Genomic DNA, 658 nt, shown 5'->3' on the forward strand with positions numbered 1-658 from the left:
ATGTCCTCATGATCGGCTTCTCGCGTTACGGGCAGATCGCGGCACAGATTCTCCTTGCCGGCGGCATTGATGTGACTGTGATCGACAGTTCCTCCAACCGTGTCCGCGCGGCCGGCAAGTTCGGTTTCCGCATCTATTTTGGCGATGGCACCCGCAAGGATGTGCTAGAAGCGGCAGGCATCCGCAAGGCCAAGATCGTTGCCATTTGCACGCACAAGAAATCGACGACCAACCACATCGTCAATCTGATCCAGTCGGAATATCCCGACGTGCGCCTGTTCGTGCGCTCCTATGACCGCGAACATACGCTGCAACTGCGCGCGCAGGGTGTGGAATACGAGCTGCGTGAAACCTTTGAATCCGGCCTTCTGTTCGGGCAGCGCACGCTGGAGGGGCTGGGCCTTTCCGAAGCCAATGCCTATGCGATCCGCGAAGATGTGCGCCAGCGCGACGAAGACCGGCTGCATGTGCAGGCATCAGAGGGGATCATGGCGGGGCGCCACCTGCTTTTCAACAAGCCAGTTACGCCCGAACCGCTGGTCAAGCCCACGCGCGAGGGCCAGCGCATCGACAAATCGGACGATGGGCAGCGCGCGCCATCCCCGCAGGAAACGGCCGCCGCACCCGTTGCCGCGGAGTAACCCGCTTCCTTATCAAA

1 protein-coding gene is annotated in these 658 nt (G+C 60.9%); it reads left to right on the forward strand.

Annotated elements, in window-relative coordinates; translation table 11 throughout:
* On the forward strand, positions 1-641 hold a 641-nt coding region (locus JNC63_RS21880; protein ID WP_277713027.1), incomplete at its 5' end, for an NAD-binding protein.
* Positions 642-658 lie beyond the last annotated feature (17 nt).

The sequence above is a fragment of the Brucella ciceri genome (genome assembly GCF_041930145.1).
Classification (GTDB): domain Bacteria; phylum Pseudomonadota; class Alphaproteobacteria; order Rhizobiales; family Rhizobiaceae; genus Brucella; species Brucella intermedia.